Source organism: Variovorax sp. GW821-FHT09B01 (genome assembly GCF_059418345.1).
Genome location: NZ_JBWKPQ010000027.1, coordinates 82,645 through 99,186 on the forward strand (window position 1 = coordinate 82,645; position 16,542 = coordinate 99,186).

General features: G+C 70.6%; 16 protein-coding genes. 4 read left to right on the plus strand and 12 right to left on the minus strand.

Going from position 1 to position 16,542, the window contains the following annotated elements:
- Positions 1–96 precede the first annotated feature (96 nt).
- From AC07RV_RS39745 to AC07RV_RS39760, 4 genes are all read left to right on the plus strand, one after another.
- Positions 97–834, plus strand: coding sequence for a hypothetical protein (locus AC07RV_RS39745; RefSeq protein ID WP_296777859.1), 738 nt, complete (start codon positions 97–99; stop codon positions 832–834).
- 19 nt (positions 835–853) lie between these two features.
- The gene (locus tag AC07RV_RS39750) at positions 854–2,095 is read left to right on the plus strand and encodes an MFS transporter (protein WP_296777857.1); all 1,242 of its coding nucleotides are present in this window, start codon (positions 854–856) and stop codon (positions 2,093–2,095) included.
- The gene (locus AC07RV_RS39755; RefSeq protein WP_296777855.1) at positions 2,092–3,243 is read left to right on the plus strand and encodes an SLC13 family permease; all 1,152 of its coding nucleotides are present in this window, start codon (positions 2,092–2,094) and stop codon (positions 3,241–3,243) included. The genes AC07RV_RS39750 and AC07RV_RS39755 overlap by 4 nt, the downstream gene beginning before the upstream one ends.
- A gap of 117 nt (positions 3,244–3,360) precedes the next feature.
- Complete coding sequence (locus tag AC07RV_RS39760; protein ID WP_093350265.1) at positions 3,361–3,684, plus strand: hypothetical protein; 324 nt, start codon at positions 3,361–3,363, stop codon at positions 3,682–3,684.
- A gap of 80 nt (positions 3,685–3,764) precedes the next feature.
- Here the strand turns inward: AC07RV_RS39760 and AC07RV_RS39765 are convergent, their stop codons facing one another.
- The 12 genes from AC07RV_RS39765 to ptsP all read right to left on the minus strand — a co-directional run bounded on the left by AC07RV_RS39765 (position 3,765) and on the right by ptsP (position 16,537).
- Entirely contained in the window at positions 3,765–4,820 is a 1,056-nt protein-coding gene (locus AC07RV_RS39765) for a fimbrial protein (RefSeq protein ID WP_093350262.1), read from the minus strand.
- A complete protein-coding gene (locus tag AC07RV_RS39770) occupies positions 4,817–7,615 on the minus strand; it encodes a fimbria/pilus outer membrane usher protein (RefSeq protein WP_296777852.1) in 2,799 nt (932 codons plus the stop codon). Before AC07RV_RS39770 ends, AC07RV_RS39765 begins: the two co-directional genes overlap by 4 nt.
- A gap of 19 nt (positions 7,616–7,634) precedes the next feature.
- Positions 7,635–8,360 (minus strand): fimbrial biogenesis chaperone, encoded by a 726-nt coding sequence (locus AC07RV_RS39775; protein ID WP_296777851.1) that lies wholly within the window; start codon positions 8,358–8,360, stop codon positions 7,635–7,637.
- 252 nt (positions 8,361–8,612) lie between these two features.
- Entirely contained in the window at positions 8,613–9,149 is a 537-nt protein-coding gene (locus AC07RV_RS39780; protein WP_093350252.1) for a fimbrial protein, read from the minus strand.
- A 199-nt stretch (positions 9,150–9,348) separates the two neighbouring features.
- Positions 9,349–10,398, minus strand: coding sequence for an NADP-dependent oxidoreductase (locus tag AC07RV_RS39785; protein WP_093350249.1), 1,050 nt, complete (start codon positions 10,396–10,398; stop codon positions 9,349–9,351).
- 119 nt (positions 10,399–10,517) lie between these two features.
- Positions 10,518–11,924 carry a HAMP domain-containing sensor histidine kinase gene (locus AC07RV_RS39790; protein WP_296777850.1) on the minus strand — a complete coding sequence of 469 codons (1,407 nt, stop codon included), beginning with the start codon at positions 11,922–11,924 and terminating at the stop codon, positions 10,518–10,520.
- Positions 11,921–12,616 (minus strand): response regulator transcription factor, encoded by a 696-nt coding sequence (locus AC07RV_RS39795; protein WP_093350245.1) that lies wholly within the window; start codon positions 12,614–12,616, stop codon positions 11,921–11,923. Before AC07RV_RS39795 ends, AC07RV_RS39790 begins: the two co-directional genes overlap by 4 nt.
- Before the next feature lie 38 nt (positions 12,617–12,654).
- Complete coding sequence (locus AC07RV_RS39800) at positions 12,655–13,050, minus strand: hypothetical protein (RefSeq protein ID WP_296777849.1); 396 nt, start codon at positions 13,048–13,050, stop codon at positions 12,655–12,657.
- A complete protein-coding gene (locus AC07RV_RS39805) occupies positions 13,047–13,520 on the minus strand; it encodes a DUF4260 domain-containing protein (protein ID WP_296777848.1) in 474 nt (157 codons plus the stop codon). Before AC07RV_RS39805 ends, AC07RV_RS39800 begins: the two co-directional genes overlap by 4 nt.
- Positions 13,521–13,603: 83 nt before the next feature.
- Entirely contained in the window at positions 13,604–14,068 is a 465-nt protein-coding gene (locus AC07RV_RS39810) for a Spy/CpxP family protein refolding chaperone (protein WP_093350236.1), read from the minus strand.
- 178 nt (positions 14,069–14,246) lie between these two features.
- Positions 14,247–14,615, minus strand: a complete 369-nt coding sequence (locus AC07RV_RS39815) for a DUF4148 domain-containing protein (RefSeq protein ID WP_208510587.1) — start codon at positions 14,613–14,615, stop codon at positions 14,247–14,249.
- Between the two features lie 125 nt (positions 14,616–14,740).
- Complete coding sequence (ptsP, locus tag AC07RV_RS39820) at positions 14,741–16,537, minus strand: phosphoenolpyruvate--protein phosphotransferase (RefSeq protein ID WP_093350231.1); 1,797 nt, start codon at positions 16,535–16,537, stop codon at positions 14,741–14,743.
- Positions 16,538–16,542 lie beyond the last annotated feature (5 nt).

Below are 16,542 nucleotides of genomic sequence, written 5' to 3' on the forward strand. Positions count from 1 at the left end.
CCGCGGCGACGCCCGCAAGTCGTTGATTTCAAAGGATTTCGGTGCTGGCACGTTGCGTGAGATGTCCTGGAGACATCCACCCGCAAGGAGCCTCCCATGACAGTCCGCACCCCCTTCATCGCCGCCGCCATCCTGCTCGCGGGCGGCACGGCCTTCGCCCAGCTGCCGCCCCCGCCGCCCGGCGCTCCGCTGCCCCCGGGCGCCGCGGCCGCCGCGCCCGAGGCCGGCACGGTCGTCACCGGCCGCGTGCAGCGCTTCCTGCTCAACCCCGGCGGCGAGGCCGATGGCCTGCTGCTGGCCGACGGCACCCAGGTCGCGTTCCCGCCGCACCTGTCGGCCGACGCGATGCAGCTGCTGCAGCCCGGCGACACGGTGCAGGTCGGCGGCTGGCGCGCGCCCGGCGTGCCGGTGCTGCGCATGCGCTCGCTCGAAGCCAACGGCCGCAGCCTGGTCGACACCCCGCCCGCACCCGGCATGGCGCCGCCGCGGCCGCCGCGCGAACCGGGCGCGCTCGATGCGCTGAGCGCGCAGGGCCGCATCGAGCGCCTGCTCTACACCGACCGCGGCGACGTGCGCGGCGTGCTGCTGACCGACCAGACCATCGTGCGCTTCCCGCCGCACGTGGGCGCGATGTACCGCGACCAACTGAAGCCGGGCGCCGAGCTCCATGCGCGCGGCTGGGGCACGCGCGGCGCGCAGGGCACGGTGCTCGAGGCCACCGGCCTGGGCCCGACGGCGGACACGGTGGCCGAGGTGCTGCGCGGTCCGCGTCCGGGCGCGGGTCCTGACGCGGGCCCGGGTCCGCGCCCCGCTCCGCGCGGTCCGGCTTCCTGAGCTTCGGCCTCGTCCCGCCATGACGACCGCGCCCACCCGCCGCAGCCTGCGCGCCCTCGATGCGCTGGCCTTCTTCGCGCCCGACATCCAGGGTGGCGTCGGCCCCTTCCTGGTGGTCTTCATGGCCGGCACCTTGGCCTGGGATCCGCAGCGCATCGGCAGCGTGATGTTCGTCTCGGCGCTGGTCGGGCTGGCGGTGCAGGCACCGGCCGGTGCGCTGATCGACAGCGTGCGCCGCAAGCCGCGCTGGATCGCGGGCGCGGTCGCGCTGATCGCGCTGTGCCTGGTGGCGATGGCCCAGTGGCCGCTCTACGGCACCATCCTCGCGGGCCAGTCGCTGATCGGCGCCGCGGGCACGCTGGTCGCGCCCGCCCTCGCGGCCACCAGCCTCGGCATGGTGGGCCGCGCCGGCCTCGACGCGCGCATCGGCCGCAACGCGGCGATCACCGCGGCCGGCACGGTGCTGTGGGCGCTGGGCACCGGCTGGGTCGGCCATGCCTTCGGGCCGCGCGCGATGTTCTTCTACGCGGTGGCGATGGCGCTGCCGACCATCGCGGCGGCGCTGCTGATCCGCGACCGCGACGTCGACCCGCGGCTGGCGCGCGGCGCCGACGCGCCGCCCGATGCCGCCCAGGGCACCGTCCGCTGGCACGACCGCCGCCTCGTCGTGCTGCTGGCCTGCGCCTTCCTGTTCCACCTCGCCAATGCCGCGATGCTGACGCTGGTGGCGCAGAAGGTCGGCTCGCGCACCGGCGCCGCGGCCACGCTGTGGCTCTCGGCCGGGGTGATCGTCACGCAGCTGGTGACCATCCCGATCGCGATGGCGGTCGGACGCTGGGCGCCGCGGCTCGCGCGCAAGCCGGTGTTCCTGGTCGGCTTCGCGGTGCTGCCGGTGCGCGGGCTGCTCTACCTGCTGGCCGACAGCCCCGCCGCGCTGCTCGCGCTGCAGGTGCTCGACGGCATCGGCGCCGGCATCTTCGGCGTGATGCTGACCCTGATGATCGGCGACCTCACGCGCGGCAGCGGCCGCTTCAACTTCGCGCTCGGCCTGGGCGCGGCCTGCGTCGGACTGGGCGCGGCGCTCAGCAACCTGCTGGCGGGCAGCATCGCGCACGCGGCCGGCTACGGCACCGCCTTCGTCGTGCTCGCGGCCATCGCCGCGGCGGCGCTCGCGCTGTTCGCGCTCGCCATGCCCGAAACTCGGGGGCGGGAAGCGCGTGCCGCGCACGCTCCCGCCGCCCTGACCACCGCCGCTCCATGACCAAAGACACCGCGTCCGCCCTGCCCCCCGCCACCGCCGCCGCGGACACCGCATCGCCCCACGAGGGCGGCGGCAACGGCTTGCTCTGGGTGCTGGTGGCGGTGGCCGTGCTGTTCGCCTTCCTGCGGCCGCGCGCGCCGCTCGACTGGCTGAAGCTGATCGACTGGCAGACCGTGGGCGCGCTCGCGGGCCTGCTCGCGATCACGCAGGGCGTAGAGAAGAGCGGCGTGCTGCAGTCGGCCGCGCAGCGCCTGCTGGCGCGCACCACCAACCTGCGCCAGCTCGCGCTGCTGCTCGTGGCCAGCGCCGCCGTGCTGTCGGCGCTGGTCACCAATGACGTCAGCCTGTTCCTGCTGGTGCCGCTCACGCGCGTGCTCGCCACCCAGGCGCACCTGCCGCTGGCGCGGCTGGTGGTGCTGGAGGCGCTGGCGGTCAACGCGGGTTCGGCGCTCACGCCGATCGGCAATCCGCAGAACCTCTACCTGTGGCACCGCAGCGGCGAGAGCTTCGCGGGCTTCATGGGGATGATGGCGCCGACCGTGGGCGTGATGCTGTTCTGGCTGTTCGCCGCCGTCTGGCTGCTGGTGCCGCGCACCGCGATCGCGCTCAAGCCCGCGGCCGACAGCGCGCCGGTGCAGCCGCGGCTGCTGGCGCTGTCGGGCCTGCTGTTCGTGGGCTTCGTGGTCGCGCTCGACCGGCACTGGCTGGCCGCGGGCCTGGCGGTCGTGTTCGGCGCCTACCTGCTGTTCCAGCGCCGCGTGCTGCGCGACGTCGACTGGGCGCTGCTCGCGATCATCGCGCTGATGTTCGTCGACCTGCGCCAGCTCGCCGAGCTGCCCTTCATCGCCGCGCTGATGACGCAGTGGCCGATCGCCGAGGGCTGGCGCGCCTACCTGGCGGCGATCGTGAGCTCGCAGTTCATCAGCAACGTGCCGGCCACCATCCTGCTCGACCGCTACGTGCACGACCTGCCGGCGCTGGCCGCCGGCGTGAGCGTGGGCGGCTTCGGCTGCGTGCTGGGCTCGCTCGCCAACCTGATCGCGCTGCGGCTCGCGAAGCTGCCCAACGGGCTGCGCGAGTTCCACCGCCTGAGCGTGCCCTTCCTGCTGGTGTGCGCGGCCTCGGCGCTGCTGCTGCGGCTCGGGTGACGGCTTCGGGGGCGCGCGGCCTCGAACGCGTGCGCGTTGAGCAACATCGCCCGTGTCCGACGAGCGCGCGCGCTTTTTGTGGCTAGAGTGGAGACTCCCGAAGAAAGGAGTCATGGCATGGACAAGAAGAACAACAGCGAGGATTTCGAGATCACCCCCAAGCTCGTGTTCGACATGAACCTGGCGCTGTACCTCGACCTGGTCGCGGCGCTGGAGGGCGCGGGCGCCGTCACCTACCGCCAGATGGCGGCGCGCGTGCTCAACATCAGCATGGATGCGCGCGCCGACGGGGAGCTCGGCCTCTCGACCGCGCTGGAGGGCATCGCACAAGGCTTCGCGGGCCACGGCGACGGACTGTCGATCGAGCTGCTGAAGGCCGCGCGCGGGCTGCGCGAGGATGACGCGATGGGCGACATCCCGATGCGGCCGGACGTGGACTGAACGCGAAGCGGCGACGGCCGCTCGCCGGCCCGGGTGCTCACCGGGCCCGGCGCATCCATCTTGCGGATCGCCTTGCCCAGTTACTTGTAGTCGAGCGTGAAGGTCGCCATGCCGTTGGCCTGCCCCGGCGTCACGGTGTTGCCGGTCTGGAAATAGCGCGCGGTATAGGGCAGCACGTAGTCGCCGTCCTTCGACGGTCCCACCAGCGCATCGTCGCCGTACTTCACCGGCACCTTCTGTCCATCGATGATCTGGATGCCCACGCCGGTGGCGGTGGCCGAGCCGCTGGCCTGGCTGATGCGCAGCACGCCCGCGTCGCCGGCCGGGTCGGGCGTGGCATCCATGCGCAGGTAGACGGTGTTCTGCGTGCCGACCCCGGCGTTGCATTTGAGCCGGATGTTGAAGTTGCGCTCCGCCGCGGTCGTGCCCCGGCCCTTGAAATCGCTCTGCGGCACCTTGCCGAACACCACCGGAATGTTCTTCGAGCCCGTGTCCACGAGGCAGCTGGGCGTGACGATGGTGATGGCGTCGCCGTCGACGCGGGTGGTCACGGCCGAGCCGCCCCGGTCGCCGGAATAGGTGGTGTAGATGCCGCTGACCAGCGGGCCGCTGCCGGTGACGGGGGCGATCTTGTAGAGCTCGACCACGAAGTCCGCGTTGGTCGCGAACGATCCGAACGTGGTGGTGGTCGACAAGGTGTGCGGGTAGTACACGTCGGGCGGGTTGCCCCCCGTGGCCCGTCGCAGCAGGCGGATGCCGATGCCCGCCACGTTGGTGGCGAAGACTTTTTCCTTCCCCGACCACTCCGCGCCCACCGCCGCGGAATTGATGACGCCGAACAGGGTGCCGCCGCCGGAGCAGGTGAATGGCGTGTTGTTCGAACCCGCCTGGTAGATGGGAAAGGTCTTGGCCGTGGTGATCAGGCTGCCCACGGGCAGGTCCGGGCTGACGACGATGCGTCCCATCACCATGTTGATGTTCTTCGGGACGTAGCCGCCCGCGGTGTTCAGCGAGCACAGGGCACTCGCCTCCTGCGCGGCCACCAGCAACACGAGCCCGGCGATCAGCGAGGCGCCGCGGCGCAGCGGGGACGAGAAGAACGCCTTCATCGCGCCCGACGGATTGCTGCGGTTCATTCCGCTCCCTTCTTCTTTGCTCGCGGCGCGAACAGCGCCGCACTGTCGACCGCGCTGCCGATGCACTGCCCCGTGAATTCGCGGATCGGCGGCGGATTGGCGTCCTCGGGCAGGGTGTAGGCCACCGTGCACTGGTCGTTCGCGCCCTGCCCCCATCGCACCGTGAGGCTGCCGCTCTGGCCCGCGCCGGTCACGAAGGCCTGGCCGTCGGGGCCGACGATGCCGACCTCCTGGCCCGCCTCGTTCTCGATCTTCGAACCCAGCGGCAGCACGCGGCCCTTCGCGTCGCTCAGCGTCATCAGCAGGCGGAAGCCCACCGAGGTCTCGAACTTCGCGACCACCACGGCACCGCGCGTGGGCACCACCTCCATCGCCGCGTTCTTCACCTCGACGGTGTCGCCGAGGTCGCCGGTGCGCAGCGCGAGGCGGTTGAGCCGGTACGGGCTCAGGTTCGGGATGACGGCATTGCCCGCGCTGTCGGTCGCCACGCCCGGTTGCGATTCGAAGCCCACGCCGCCGGCCTTGGGCGCCTGCACCAGCGCGATGGTCTCGCCCAGCGGCTGCGACAGGGTGACGCCGCCGCCGTGCGCCAGCAGGCCACCCGACATGCCGAAGGTGGTCTGGCCGTAGCCCTTGCCCTGCGAGTGGCCGACATCGAAGCGGCCCACGGGCGAGAGGTAGCTCGCGCTGGCGCTGCCGCTCGAGCCCTGGCCGTCGGCGTTCGAGTGGCCCGCGGTGACGTTGTAGTTGAGCCGGCTGTCCTCGAAGGCACTGCCGTAGACGCTGGCCTGCTGGTTGAGGCGCCCGTCGTTGTCGCGGCTCACGGTGTACTGCGCGCTGGCGCGCGTGTCGCCCAGCGGGATGCTGACCATCACCATGAGCTGCCGGCTGACCGGACGGATCGAGCCGGTGCTGAAACTGTTGATGCCGCCGTTGTTGGTGCTGTAGTTGTAGAAGACGCTGTAGCCGAACTGCTTGTAGCTGCCCGAGTAGCCGACCTGCACCAGCCGGTCCTTGGCGGGCGTGCCCCAGTAGGTCTGCTGGCGCGCCGAGGCGAACACCGAGCCCCAGCTGCCGATCTGCTGCGAGAGTTCGAAGCGCAGCTCGTTGCGGCGGCTGTTGAAGTTGTCGGGCAGCAGCAGGCCCTGCATCTGTGCCGCTTCCTGGAAGGTGCGGTAGCCGCTGGTCGAGTAGCGGTAGCCGGCCACGCGGAAGTTGGTGCCCGAGTCGACGAAGGCCTTCGAATAGAGGAAGCGCAGCGACTGGCCGTTGTAGGTCTTGTCGAAGCGGTCGACGGTGCGCGCGGCCGAGAGGTCGAACGAGACGGCGCCGAAGGCGCGCATGTTCTTGCCCAGGCCCACCAGGCCCGACTGGTACTTGCGCGCGGCGATCAGGCCGCCGTACACCGAGTACTCGTCGGGCAGGCCGCGCGCCAGGGTGGCCTGCAGGAACACCGGCTCGGCCGGCACCTGGCTCGGCAGCAGCGGGTTGGTGTTCACGTTGTCGTAGCCGTTGCGGTACTTGCCCACGGTGGCCGAGTAGCGCCAGGTGCCCTCGCGCAGCAAGGTGGGCACGGCCGAGAAGGCCTGGGTGTACTTGGTCTGGCGGCCGTCGGCCTCGGTGATCGTGACCTCGAGGTCGCCGCTCGAGGCGGTGGGATACAGGTCGTCGAGCACGAAGGGCCCGGGCGCCACGAAGGTGCTGTAGACGATGTAGCCGTTCTGCCGCACGGTGACGCGCGCATTGGTCTGGGCGATGCCGCGGATCGTGGGCGCGTAGCCCTGCAGGCTGTCGGGCAGCATCGCGTCGTCGGAGGACACCTGCACGCCGCGGAACGGCAGGCTGTCGAAGAAGTTGCCGGGCGTGTTGCCGTCGCCGATCAGCAGTTGGCCATTGATCGAGGCCAGGTCGCGCTGCGCATAGCTGGTGACGCCCTGCCAGCGGCTTCGGCCATCGAGGCCGCGGTTGTAAGTCGAGTAGTGGCGAAAGCGCCAGTCGCCCATGTTGAAACCCGCGCGCACGCCCGCGAAGAAGGTGTTGCGCTGGAGCGTGTTGCGGTTGCGGTTGAACGGATCGGCGGCGTCGAAGACGTTGAGCTGCGGGTTGGTCAGCGGGGTGTCGTTGCGGTAGTTGCTGCCGCTGAAGCGCGAGTAGTTGAGCTGGTAGTCCAGCATGAAGGCGGTGATGCCCTTGTCCCACTTCTCGGGGCCCACGGCGCCGCGCGCGCTGCGCTTGAGCGCGGCCTGCGGAATGCTCAGGAACAGGCGCTGGCGCCCGGCGTCGTAGCTGAGCTTCGACTCGGGGATGGCGTGGACGAGGTCGATGCAGGCCTCGTCGGCGGCAGCGGCGATCGACGGGAACACGGCGACGTTCACGCCCCAGGTGTCGAGCAGGCCGCGCGTGAGGCAGGCCACCGCGTCGTTGGTGCCTTCCTTGTCCTCGAAGCGGACCTCGCTCTGGCCCACGCCGCGCTCGTTGAGCGAGACGTCGACGGTGTACTTGCCCGCAAGCACGCGGTTGCCGAACGAGAACAGCGAGAGGTCCGCATTGGGCTGGTCGCCGCCGATGCCGAGGAACTCCTCGTTGAAGGTCGAGGCGGCCAGCTGCTGCTTCTGCGCGACCGGTGGCTTCTGGGGCGCGGGCGCCTGCTCCTGCACCGGCGCGCCCTGCGCACCGTGCGTGCCGAGGGCCGCGAGCACCGCGGCGCACAGGCTCAGGCGGAACGGCGCGCGCAGGGCGCCGCCGGCCACCGGCGCGCGCCGGATCGCTGAAAGGGACGGGATGCGGCGGCGCATGGCTTTTCGCCCTCGCGCCTCAGCGCTTCGCGCCGTCGGCTGCGACAGGAGCGAGCTCGGCCTTCACGGCCACCGGCGCATCGCCCGCGGGCACGCGCACCAGTTCCTCGGGCGTTTCGCCGCCGTAGTCGTTGAGCGTGGTGAAGTTGACCTGGATCGCCTGCGGCGCCTTCACCGCGGTCAGCGGATACACCGACTCGCCGAAGGGCGGCACCATGTCGGCGTTGATGTCCTGCTGGCCGCCGTTGATCTTCAGGCCGGTGAAGGTCACGTGGTACGGCGTCGGGTTGCCGATCCTGAGCACCGCGCCCTGCGCGCCGCCGGCCACCGCCCACTGCAGCTGGCTGCGGGCCTCCTCGGACTTGCCGCCCAGGCTGGCGGGCCGGTAGAACAGCTTGATGCGGCTGCGCACCGCGATCTGCAGCACGTTCTCGTCCTTGGAGCGCTCGGGGATCTCCTTCACGTTGAGCCAGAACACCGTTTCGCGGTCGGCGGGCAGCTCGCCCGCCACGCGCATGATGCGCAGGATGTTCTCCATGCCGGGGTCCAGCCGCGACAGCGGCGGCGTGACCAGCATCGGGGTCTTGTTCTTGCCTTCGCCGGCGTCGATCCAGGCCTGGACCACGTAGGGCGAGGTGCCGGTGTTCTTCACCGGAATCGAGGCTTCGCGGTCCTTCTCGCCCAGGATGACGCGCGTGCCGCCGAGCATCACGCCCGCCGCGGCCGGCCATTGAAGGCAGAGCATCGCCACGATGCCCAGGGTCCAACGAATTCGATTCTTGCTGCACATACGACGGGTTCCTCGGTACGGCGGACGCTGGCGTCCAGGCGTACCCCAGCACGGCGGCGCACGCGGCGCACCGGCGGAAAAAAGACGGGTGATGGAAAAACCGGCCGATGCGGCGCGCCCACGCGAGGTCGCCGCGCCGCGTCGGTCCGGTGCGGAATCCGACGGCGCCTGCCGCAATGGACAGGGGCCGGATCCCGCGAAGGCGGCTTACTTGTAGTTGACCGTGAACTGGGCCGTCGAGTTGGCCGGACCGACCGTCACGGTGTCCTTGGTCGACACGTACACGGCCTGGAACTTCAGGGCGTTGTCGCCCTGGCCCAGAACGTATTGCGCCGATTCCGAGCCGAGCGGAATCTTGGTGGCGGCGGAATCACCCAGCTCGATGGCCACGCCCGAAGCGGTGGTCACGCCGACCTGGCCGGCATTCGCCAGGCGCAGGTTGGTGGCGTCGTCGAGGTCGGGCGTGCCGGTGAACGACACGGTCGCGCCCTTGGCGGTGGCGCCGCAGCCGAGCAGGTCGATGGTGAACTTCGACGGCGTGGCCTTCTTGCCCTTGCCGCCGTCGAGCACCGTGCGAGCGACCTTGCCCAGCGGCACGGTCATGTTCTGGCTGTTCGGCGAGATCGAGCAAGGTGCATCGACGATTTCGCCCGTGAAGTTGATGGTGCCGTCGGCAGCCATCGCGCCTTGCGACAGCGCAGCGGCGACAGCGGCCAGCGCCGCCAGCTTGAAGAATTTACGCATCTGAATTCCCTGGGATTGTTAACAAAAAGAACTACTTGCCTTGACAAGGCAGAGCGCAGTCTATTAACCAATTCCTAGGAGAAGAAGACGTTTTCGACTCAGTTGACAGTGGTTGACATTGTTAATTCAATGTTTGTGAACTAAACCCATTTGCAAACTTTTCGATACGAAAGTTTTGCCAAATACTACCGAGCTGACATCACTCGGTCGCCACCTGCAGCACCAGTTTGCCGAAGTTGGCACCACTGAAGAGCCGGTTCAGGGCCTCGGGGAAGGTGTCGAGGCCCTGCACGATGTCTTCCTTGCTCTTCATGCGCCCATCCTTCAGGTAACCCGCCAGTTCGGCGATCGCCACGGGATAGCGGTCGGCGTAGTCGAACACCACGATGCCTTCCATGCGCGCCCGGTTCACCAGCAGGCTCAGGTAGTTGCGGGGGCCGGCCGCCGGCATGCTGTTGGCGTTGTTGTACTGACTGATGGCGCCGCAGATGATGATGCGGGCCTTGCGCGCGATGCGCGCGAGCACGAGGTCGAGGATCTCGCCGCCGACGTTGTCGAAGTAGATGTCCACGCCCTTGGGACAGTGCTGCTTGAGGCCGTCGCGCACCGCGGCGGCGCCGGCCTTGTAGTCGATGCAGGCGTCGAAGCCCAGCTCCTTGACCACCCAGTCGCACTTGGCCTCGCCGCCCGCGATGCCGACCACGCGGCAGCCCTTGATCTTGGCCAGCTGGCCCACGGTCTGGCCGACCGCGCCGGCGGCGCCCGAGATCACGACGGTCTCGCCGGCCTTGGGCTGGCCCACGTCCATCAGGCCGAAGTAGCCGGTCATGCCGGGCATGCCCAGCACGTTGAGCCACTGGGTGATGCTGCCCACGCGCAGGTCGATCTTCACCAGGCCGTTGCGCTTGATCTCCTCCTGCGGGATCAGCATGTATTCCTGCACGTTGAGCGTGCCGTAGACGGTGTCGCCGACCGCGAACTGCGGGTTCTTCGAGGCGATGACGCGGCCGATGCCACCGGCGCGCATCACGGCGCCGATCTCGACCGGCGGGATGTAGCTCTTGGCATCGTTGAGCCAGCCGCGCATGGCCGGGTCGAGCGACAGCGACAGCGTCTTGACCAGCACGCCGCCCTCGGCCGGCTCGGCCACGGGCTCGCTGCCGAAGCTCCAGTGCTCGCGCGTGGCGGCGGCCTCGGGACGCTTGGCGAGGCGGACCTGGTGGTTGACGAGTGCGGTGGTGTCGGTCATGAAGCGTCTCCTGGAGATGGGGCCGCGCCCCGGGGTGTGGCTGAGCGGCGCATGCTAGCCGCGCCGCGCGGGGCCGCGCGTAGCGCAGGCGACAGCCCACCCTCCCCGCCCGGACCGCGTCAGCCCAGGCGCACCACGATCTGCAGGCCCGGAGACGCGTTGCGCACGCGCAGGCTGCCGCCATGTGCCTCGGCGATCAGCCGGCACAGGTACATGCCCAGGCCGACGCCGCCGGTGGCGCGCTGGCGCGCGCCGTCGGTGCGGTAGAAGGCCTCGGTCAGCCGCTCGAGCTGCGCCTCGTCCACGCCCGGACCGAAGTCGCGCACCTCGATCTCCACGCCCTGCGCCTGGCCCTCGAGCACCGCGCGCACCGACACGCTGGGCGGACGCGGCGCCTCGGTGCTGTAGCGCAGTGCGTTGTCCAGCAGGTTGCGCACCAGCAGGCGGATGCGCATGCGGTCGACCGAATGCGCCGGCAGGCCCTCGGCGAGGTCGAGGTGGACCTCGCGCGCGGCCGGCATCTCGGCCACGGTCTCGCGCACCAGCGCCGCGAGATCGATGCGCTCGCGCTGCAGCGCCGCGTGCGGGCTCGCGAGCCGTTCGCTTTCGAGCAGGTCGCTGATCAGGTCTCGCATCTCGTTGAGGTCGCGCAGCAGCGCCTCGCGCTCGGCCCGGCCCTCGGCCGTGGCTGGCAGCAGCTCGGCATTGAGCCGCGCGCGCGTGAGCGGCGAGCGCAGCTCGTGGCTCAGCGCCAGCAGCAGCCCGCGCTTGGCATCGAGCATGGCCTGGATGTCGTGGGCCATGGTGTTGATGTGCTCCGCGAGATCGCCGATGTCGTCGTTGCGGCGCACCGGGATCGGCCGCTCGAAGTCGCCGCGGCCGAAGCGCTGCGCGCCGTCGCGGATGTCGATCAGCGGCCGCAGCAGCCGGCTCACGTAGGCATAGCCCAGCACCACGAGCAGCAGCAGCAGGCTCAGCGTGGCCCAGCCGGCAGCGCGCGGCGCGATCTGCCACAGCCGCGGCGCCCAGCCGAAGATCACGCGGTGGCCGTCGGCCGTGGGCCGGATGAACCACTTGTCGTTCCACATCGATTCGTCGTGGTCGCGCATCCAGCCGCCGCGCGTGCCGTGCTCGCCGGGGTTCGAGTCCCAGTTGACGGTCGGCCCGACGATGCGGATGGTGATCGGCAAGCGGTCGACCAGCGCCTGCGCGCGCGACACGTCGGGCGGCGTGCCGAGCTCGGCCACCAGCCGGTCGGCGTAGTCGACCAGCATCGGCTGCGCGGCCTCGGCCCAGCCGGTGGAGAAGGACTTCTTCATGCCCGCGAGGAACACGCCGGTCATGACCACCGCGAGCAGCACGAACATCATCACCAGCCGGATGCGCAGCGAGCGGCGCCAGCGGCGCTTGCCCTGCACCTTCTCGTGCCACTGCGCATGCCACTGCCGGTGCAGCTCGTCGCGGCGGCAGGCGAAGGCATGCCACGCGCCCTCGCGATCGCGGCGTTCCCTGCGGCGGAAGTTCATGAAGAAGGCTCGCCGCGTGCCACGGCGAGCGCGTAGCCCGCGTTGCGCAGCGTCTTGATGCAGTCCAGCGGTTCGAGCTTCTTGCGCAGGCGGCTCACCACGATGTCGACCGCGCGCGTGTAGAGCTCGGCCTCGTGGCCGCGCAGCCGGTTGAGGATGTCGTCGCGGCTGAACACCTTGCCGGGCTCGGCCGCCAGCAGCGCCAGCAGCTCGAACTCGGTGCCGGTGAGGTCGACGCGCTCGCCCTGGCGCAGCACCAGGCGCCGGTCGAGGTCGATCGCCAGGCCGTCGAACACGCGCTGCTGCGATGAGGCGGCCGCGGGCGGCGCGACGCGCTGGCGCCGCAGGATGGTCTGCACGCGCGCCACGAGTTCGCGCGGCTCGAAGGGCTTGGGCACGTAGTCGTCGGCGCCGAGCTCGAGGCCGACCACGCGGTCCATCACCTCGCCGCGCGCGGTCAGCATCACGATCGGGATGTCGCTCTCCTTGCGGATCTCGCGGCACAGCGCGAAGCCGTCCATCTCGGGCAGCATGACGTCGAGGATGGCGGCGTCGAAGCTCTCGGCGCGCAGCCGCGCCAGGCCTTCGCTGGGCCGCACCGCGCTCTCGAGCGTGCAGCCGAAGCGCGCGAAGTAGCTCGCCAGCGGCGCGCCGAGGTGTTCGTCGTCGTCGATCAGCAGGATGCGCGGCATGGGCGGATTGTGCCTTCTGGCCAGGAGCTGGCTGATGATCAACCCGCCCGGCATCGCACCGCCACGACGAGGCCGGCCGCGAGCGCGGCGAGCAGGACCAGGTGATACGCGACGTCGGGCACGGTCTGCGGCCCGATGCCGATCGCGATGGTGAACAGGCCGACCAGCGTGCCGAGCAGCGCGAAGCCCTGGGCGCGGATCGCGAACCAGCGCGTCCAGGCCGGGCGCAGCCAACTCGCGACCGCCGCGCCCACCAGCACCAGCGCGATCACGGCCTCGGCCGTGCGTGCCTGCGCATGCGCGAAGCCGGGGATCAGCCGGCCCGCGTGCACGGCCGAGGCGGTGCCGAGCGCGAGCGCCTCGGCCAGCAGCCAGGTGCGCGCCACGGCGGGGCGCAGCACGGGCCGCACGGCATCGTCGGGACGCGCGCTCACCAGGGGTCCTGCCTTCCGACGCGGCCCAGGTGCGTGAAGCCGAAGCCCGCCTCGTACTTGAGGCCGAAGCCCAGCGCGCGATCGAACGCGATGTGCGCGGCCCAGATCAGCGCCAGCGGCAGCGCGAAGGGCAACGCCACCAGCAGGCCCAGCGCGCCGATGCCCAGCGGCACCAGGTACGAGTGCGCGACGTTGTAGACCCGCGCGCCGATGCGCGGCCCCGCCAGGTAGCCGAGCATCGACAGGTCGGGCAGCAGGAACAGCAGCGCGAACAGGCCCCAGCCGCTGCCGGTGCGGTCGTAGGCGATCAACGCGCCCGCCAGCATGGCCAGCGCCTCGAGCCGCAGCGTGGTGCGCACGCCGCCGGTCGCGGCGCCTTCCCGCATCTCGGTCGCGGCATCGCTCGCGCGGCGCGCGGCCTGGCGCCGCAGCGCGATCAGGTCGCCCAGGTTCGGTTCGATGGTCTTCATGGTGTGCTCGCATCAGGTGGAGGGCGCCGGGCCCCGAAAGGAACGGAAGGCGGCCCCGACGGAAGGTCGGGGCCGCCGGTGCATCAGCCTTGGCGGCTCCAGCGGCGTCCGCCGCGCTCCATGAACTCGCGCACCTTCTGCTGCTGCGCGGGGTTCAGGTGGTCGAAGAAGTCGGCCGCCGCGGCAATGATCTCGGGGCTGCCGTTGCGCAGCGCCGCGGTCTTCTCGTCGACCAGGCGGGTGGCGCCGGCCTGGTCGAGCTTGTTGCCCGCGAACAGGGCGCGGAACTGCGAGCGCGGATCGCCCGAGCCGTCGGCGCCGCGCAGGGCCTGGCGCTGCGCCTGCAGCTTCTCGGCCAGCACGGTGAGCTTCTGCTTCTGCGACGCATCGAGGTCGAGCTTGCTGCCCACGCGCTCGACCATCTTGGCGCGGAACTCGGCGCTGTCGCCGTTCCAGCCGTGGCGATGGCCGGCGCAGCCGGCGACGCTGCCGGCCACCACGGCGAGCCCGGCAAAACCGAAGAGCGTGCGTTTGATCCAGTGTTTCATGACGGGTCCTTGTGTGTGTTGGAGGAGGAAGCTCGATGGTGCTTTCGGGCCGCCTTCGCGTCCTTTCACCGCGGTATCGGCGTGTTTCGTTTTATTGCGACGCGAGGCCGGCGGGCCGAAACGAAAAAGCGACGCCGATGCGTCGCTTGTTTCCGGGGGGCGCGGAAGGCCGCTTCGCTCAGAGCTTGCTGGCGTCGCGCGAGGCGGCGGCGCGTGCGTCCACCGGGTTCTGCAGCGTCGAGATCACCTTGCTGTTGACGCGCGAACCCGAGCTCACGTTCTGGTCGGGCGCGGCGGCGGTGCGCACGGCCTCGGCGGCCACGCTGGCACGGTCGGTCGAGCGCGCCACGGTCTCGGGACCGCGCGAGCCGCGCGTCACGTTCTGGTTCGGTGCCGCGGCGGTGCGCACGGCTTCCTCGTTGATCTCGGCGCGGGTCTTGGCCGACACGGCCTGGTGCACGCCGTCATAGCTTTCGGCCTTGGCGCCCGCGGCGGCGAGCATGGCGAAGGAGGCGACGGCGACAGCCTGGGTCAGGGAGAGCTTCATGGATCGGGCCTTTCAGGGTTGGTGAAGAGAAGGCCTGATCGTGCTTGCCGGCGCGCGGCAAGTCCTTTCGCCGCGGTTTCGGCGTGTTTCGTTTTATTGCGGCGGGCTTGAAGCGCGCGCGGCGCTCAGCCCGCGAGCATGGCGGCGGGATCGTCCGAGTCGACCACCGAGCGCGCCCAGGCCTCGAGCTTGCTCGTGTCGGCGCGCAGCACCTCCTGCTTGACCGCGAGGATGCGCGAGGGATGCATCGAAAAGCTGCGCAGCCCCAGGCCCAGCAGCAGCCGCGTGAAGGCCACGTCGCCCGCCATCTCGCCGCACACCGCCACGGCCTTGCCCTGGCGGCGGCACTCGGCGATGGTGTCGGCCACCAGCTTCAGCACCGCCGGATGGGCCGGGTCGTAGAGGTGCGCCACCGACTCGTCGGCGCGGTCGATCGCCAGCGTGTACTGGATCAGGTCGTTGGTGCCGATCGAGAGGAAGTCGAAGTGCTTCAGGAAGGTGCGCAGCGTGAGCGCCGCGGCCGGGATCTCGATCATGGCGCCGAGCTTCACGTGGCCGTGCACCGCTCCGCGGTTGTCGAGCTCGGTGCGCGCGAGCGCGATCAGCGCCAGCGTCTGGCGGATCTCGCTCGCGTGCGCGAGCATCGGGATCAGCAGGTGGATCTCGCCGTGCGCGGCCGCGCGCAGGATGGCGCGCAGCTGCGTGAGGAACATCGCGGGATCGGCCAGGCTCCAGCGGATGGCGCGCAGGCCGAGCGCGGGATTCAGGTGCTCCTGCTTGTTGGCGGACTTGTTGTCCAGCGGCTTGTCGGCACCCACGTCGATGGTGCGGATGGTGACCGGCATGCCCTGCATGCCCTCGACCGCGCGCTTGTAGGCCTGGTACTGCTCCTCCTCGTTGGGCAGCCGCGTCTGGCGCGCCGACGACTCGCGGCCCATGAACAGGAACTCGCTGCGGAACAGGCCCACGCCGACCGCGCCGGCCTTCATCGCGCCCACCGTGTCCTCGGGCATCTCGATGTTGGCGAGCAGTTCGACGCGCTGGCCGTCGAGCGTGACGGCCGGCTTGTGGCGCAGCCGCGCGAGGCGCCCGCGCTCGAGGTCGCCCTGGCGCTGCTTGAAGCCGTACTCGGCCAGGATGATCGGCGAGGGGTCGATGATCATCACGCCGGCATCGCCGTCGATGATGACCCAGTCGTCCTGCCGCACCAGCTGGCTCGCGGTGCGCGCGCCGACCACCGCCGGCACGTCCATGCTGCGCGCCACGATCGCGGTGTGCGAGGTGCGCCCGCCGACGTCGGTGACGAAGCCGGCGAACACGCTCTTCTTGAACTGCAGCATGTCGGCCGGCGAGAGATCGTGCGCGATCAGCACCAGCGGCACGTCGATGCCGTCGCCCGCGGTGAGGTCGTCGTCCTCGTCGGACGAGGCGCGCTTGCGCCGTGGCGGGCTCGGCGCCAGCACCGCGGCCGTGCCCTTCATGCGATGCAGCAGCCGCTCCACCACCTGCTCGAGGTCGGCCTTGCGCTCGCGCAGGTACTCGTCCTCCATCTCGTCGAACTGGCGCGCGATGACCTCGAGCTGCGTGGTCAGCGCCCATTCGGCGTTGTAGAGCCGCTCGCTGATCCAGTGCTTGACGCCGCCGCTCAGGGCCTCGTCCTGCAGCAGCATCTGGTGCACCTCGAGCAGCGCCGCGAGCTCGTGCGGCGCGTCGTTCGGGCCCATCTGCGCGACGTTGGTCTGCAGCTTGGCCAGCTCCTCGGCCACGGCGTTGCGCGCGGTGCGCACGCGATCGATCTCGGTCTCGATCTCCTCGGGCTTGATGAAGTAGTGGGCCACGTCGATGCGGCTCGACACCACCAGCACCGCGCGGCCGATGGCGATGCCACGGGCGACGGGAAGGCCGTGGACTGCGAAGGTCATGCGCG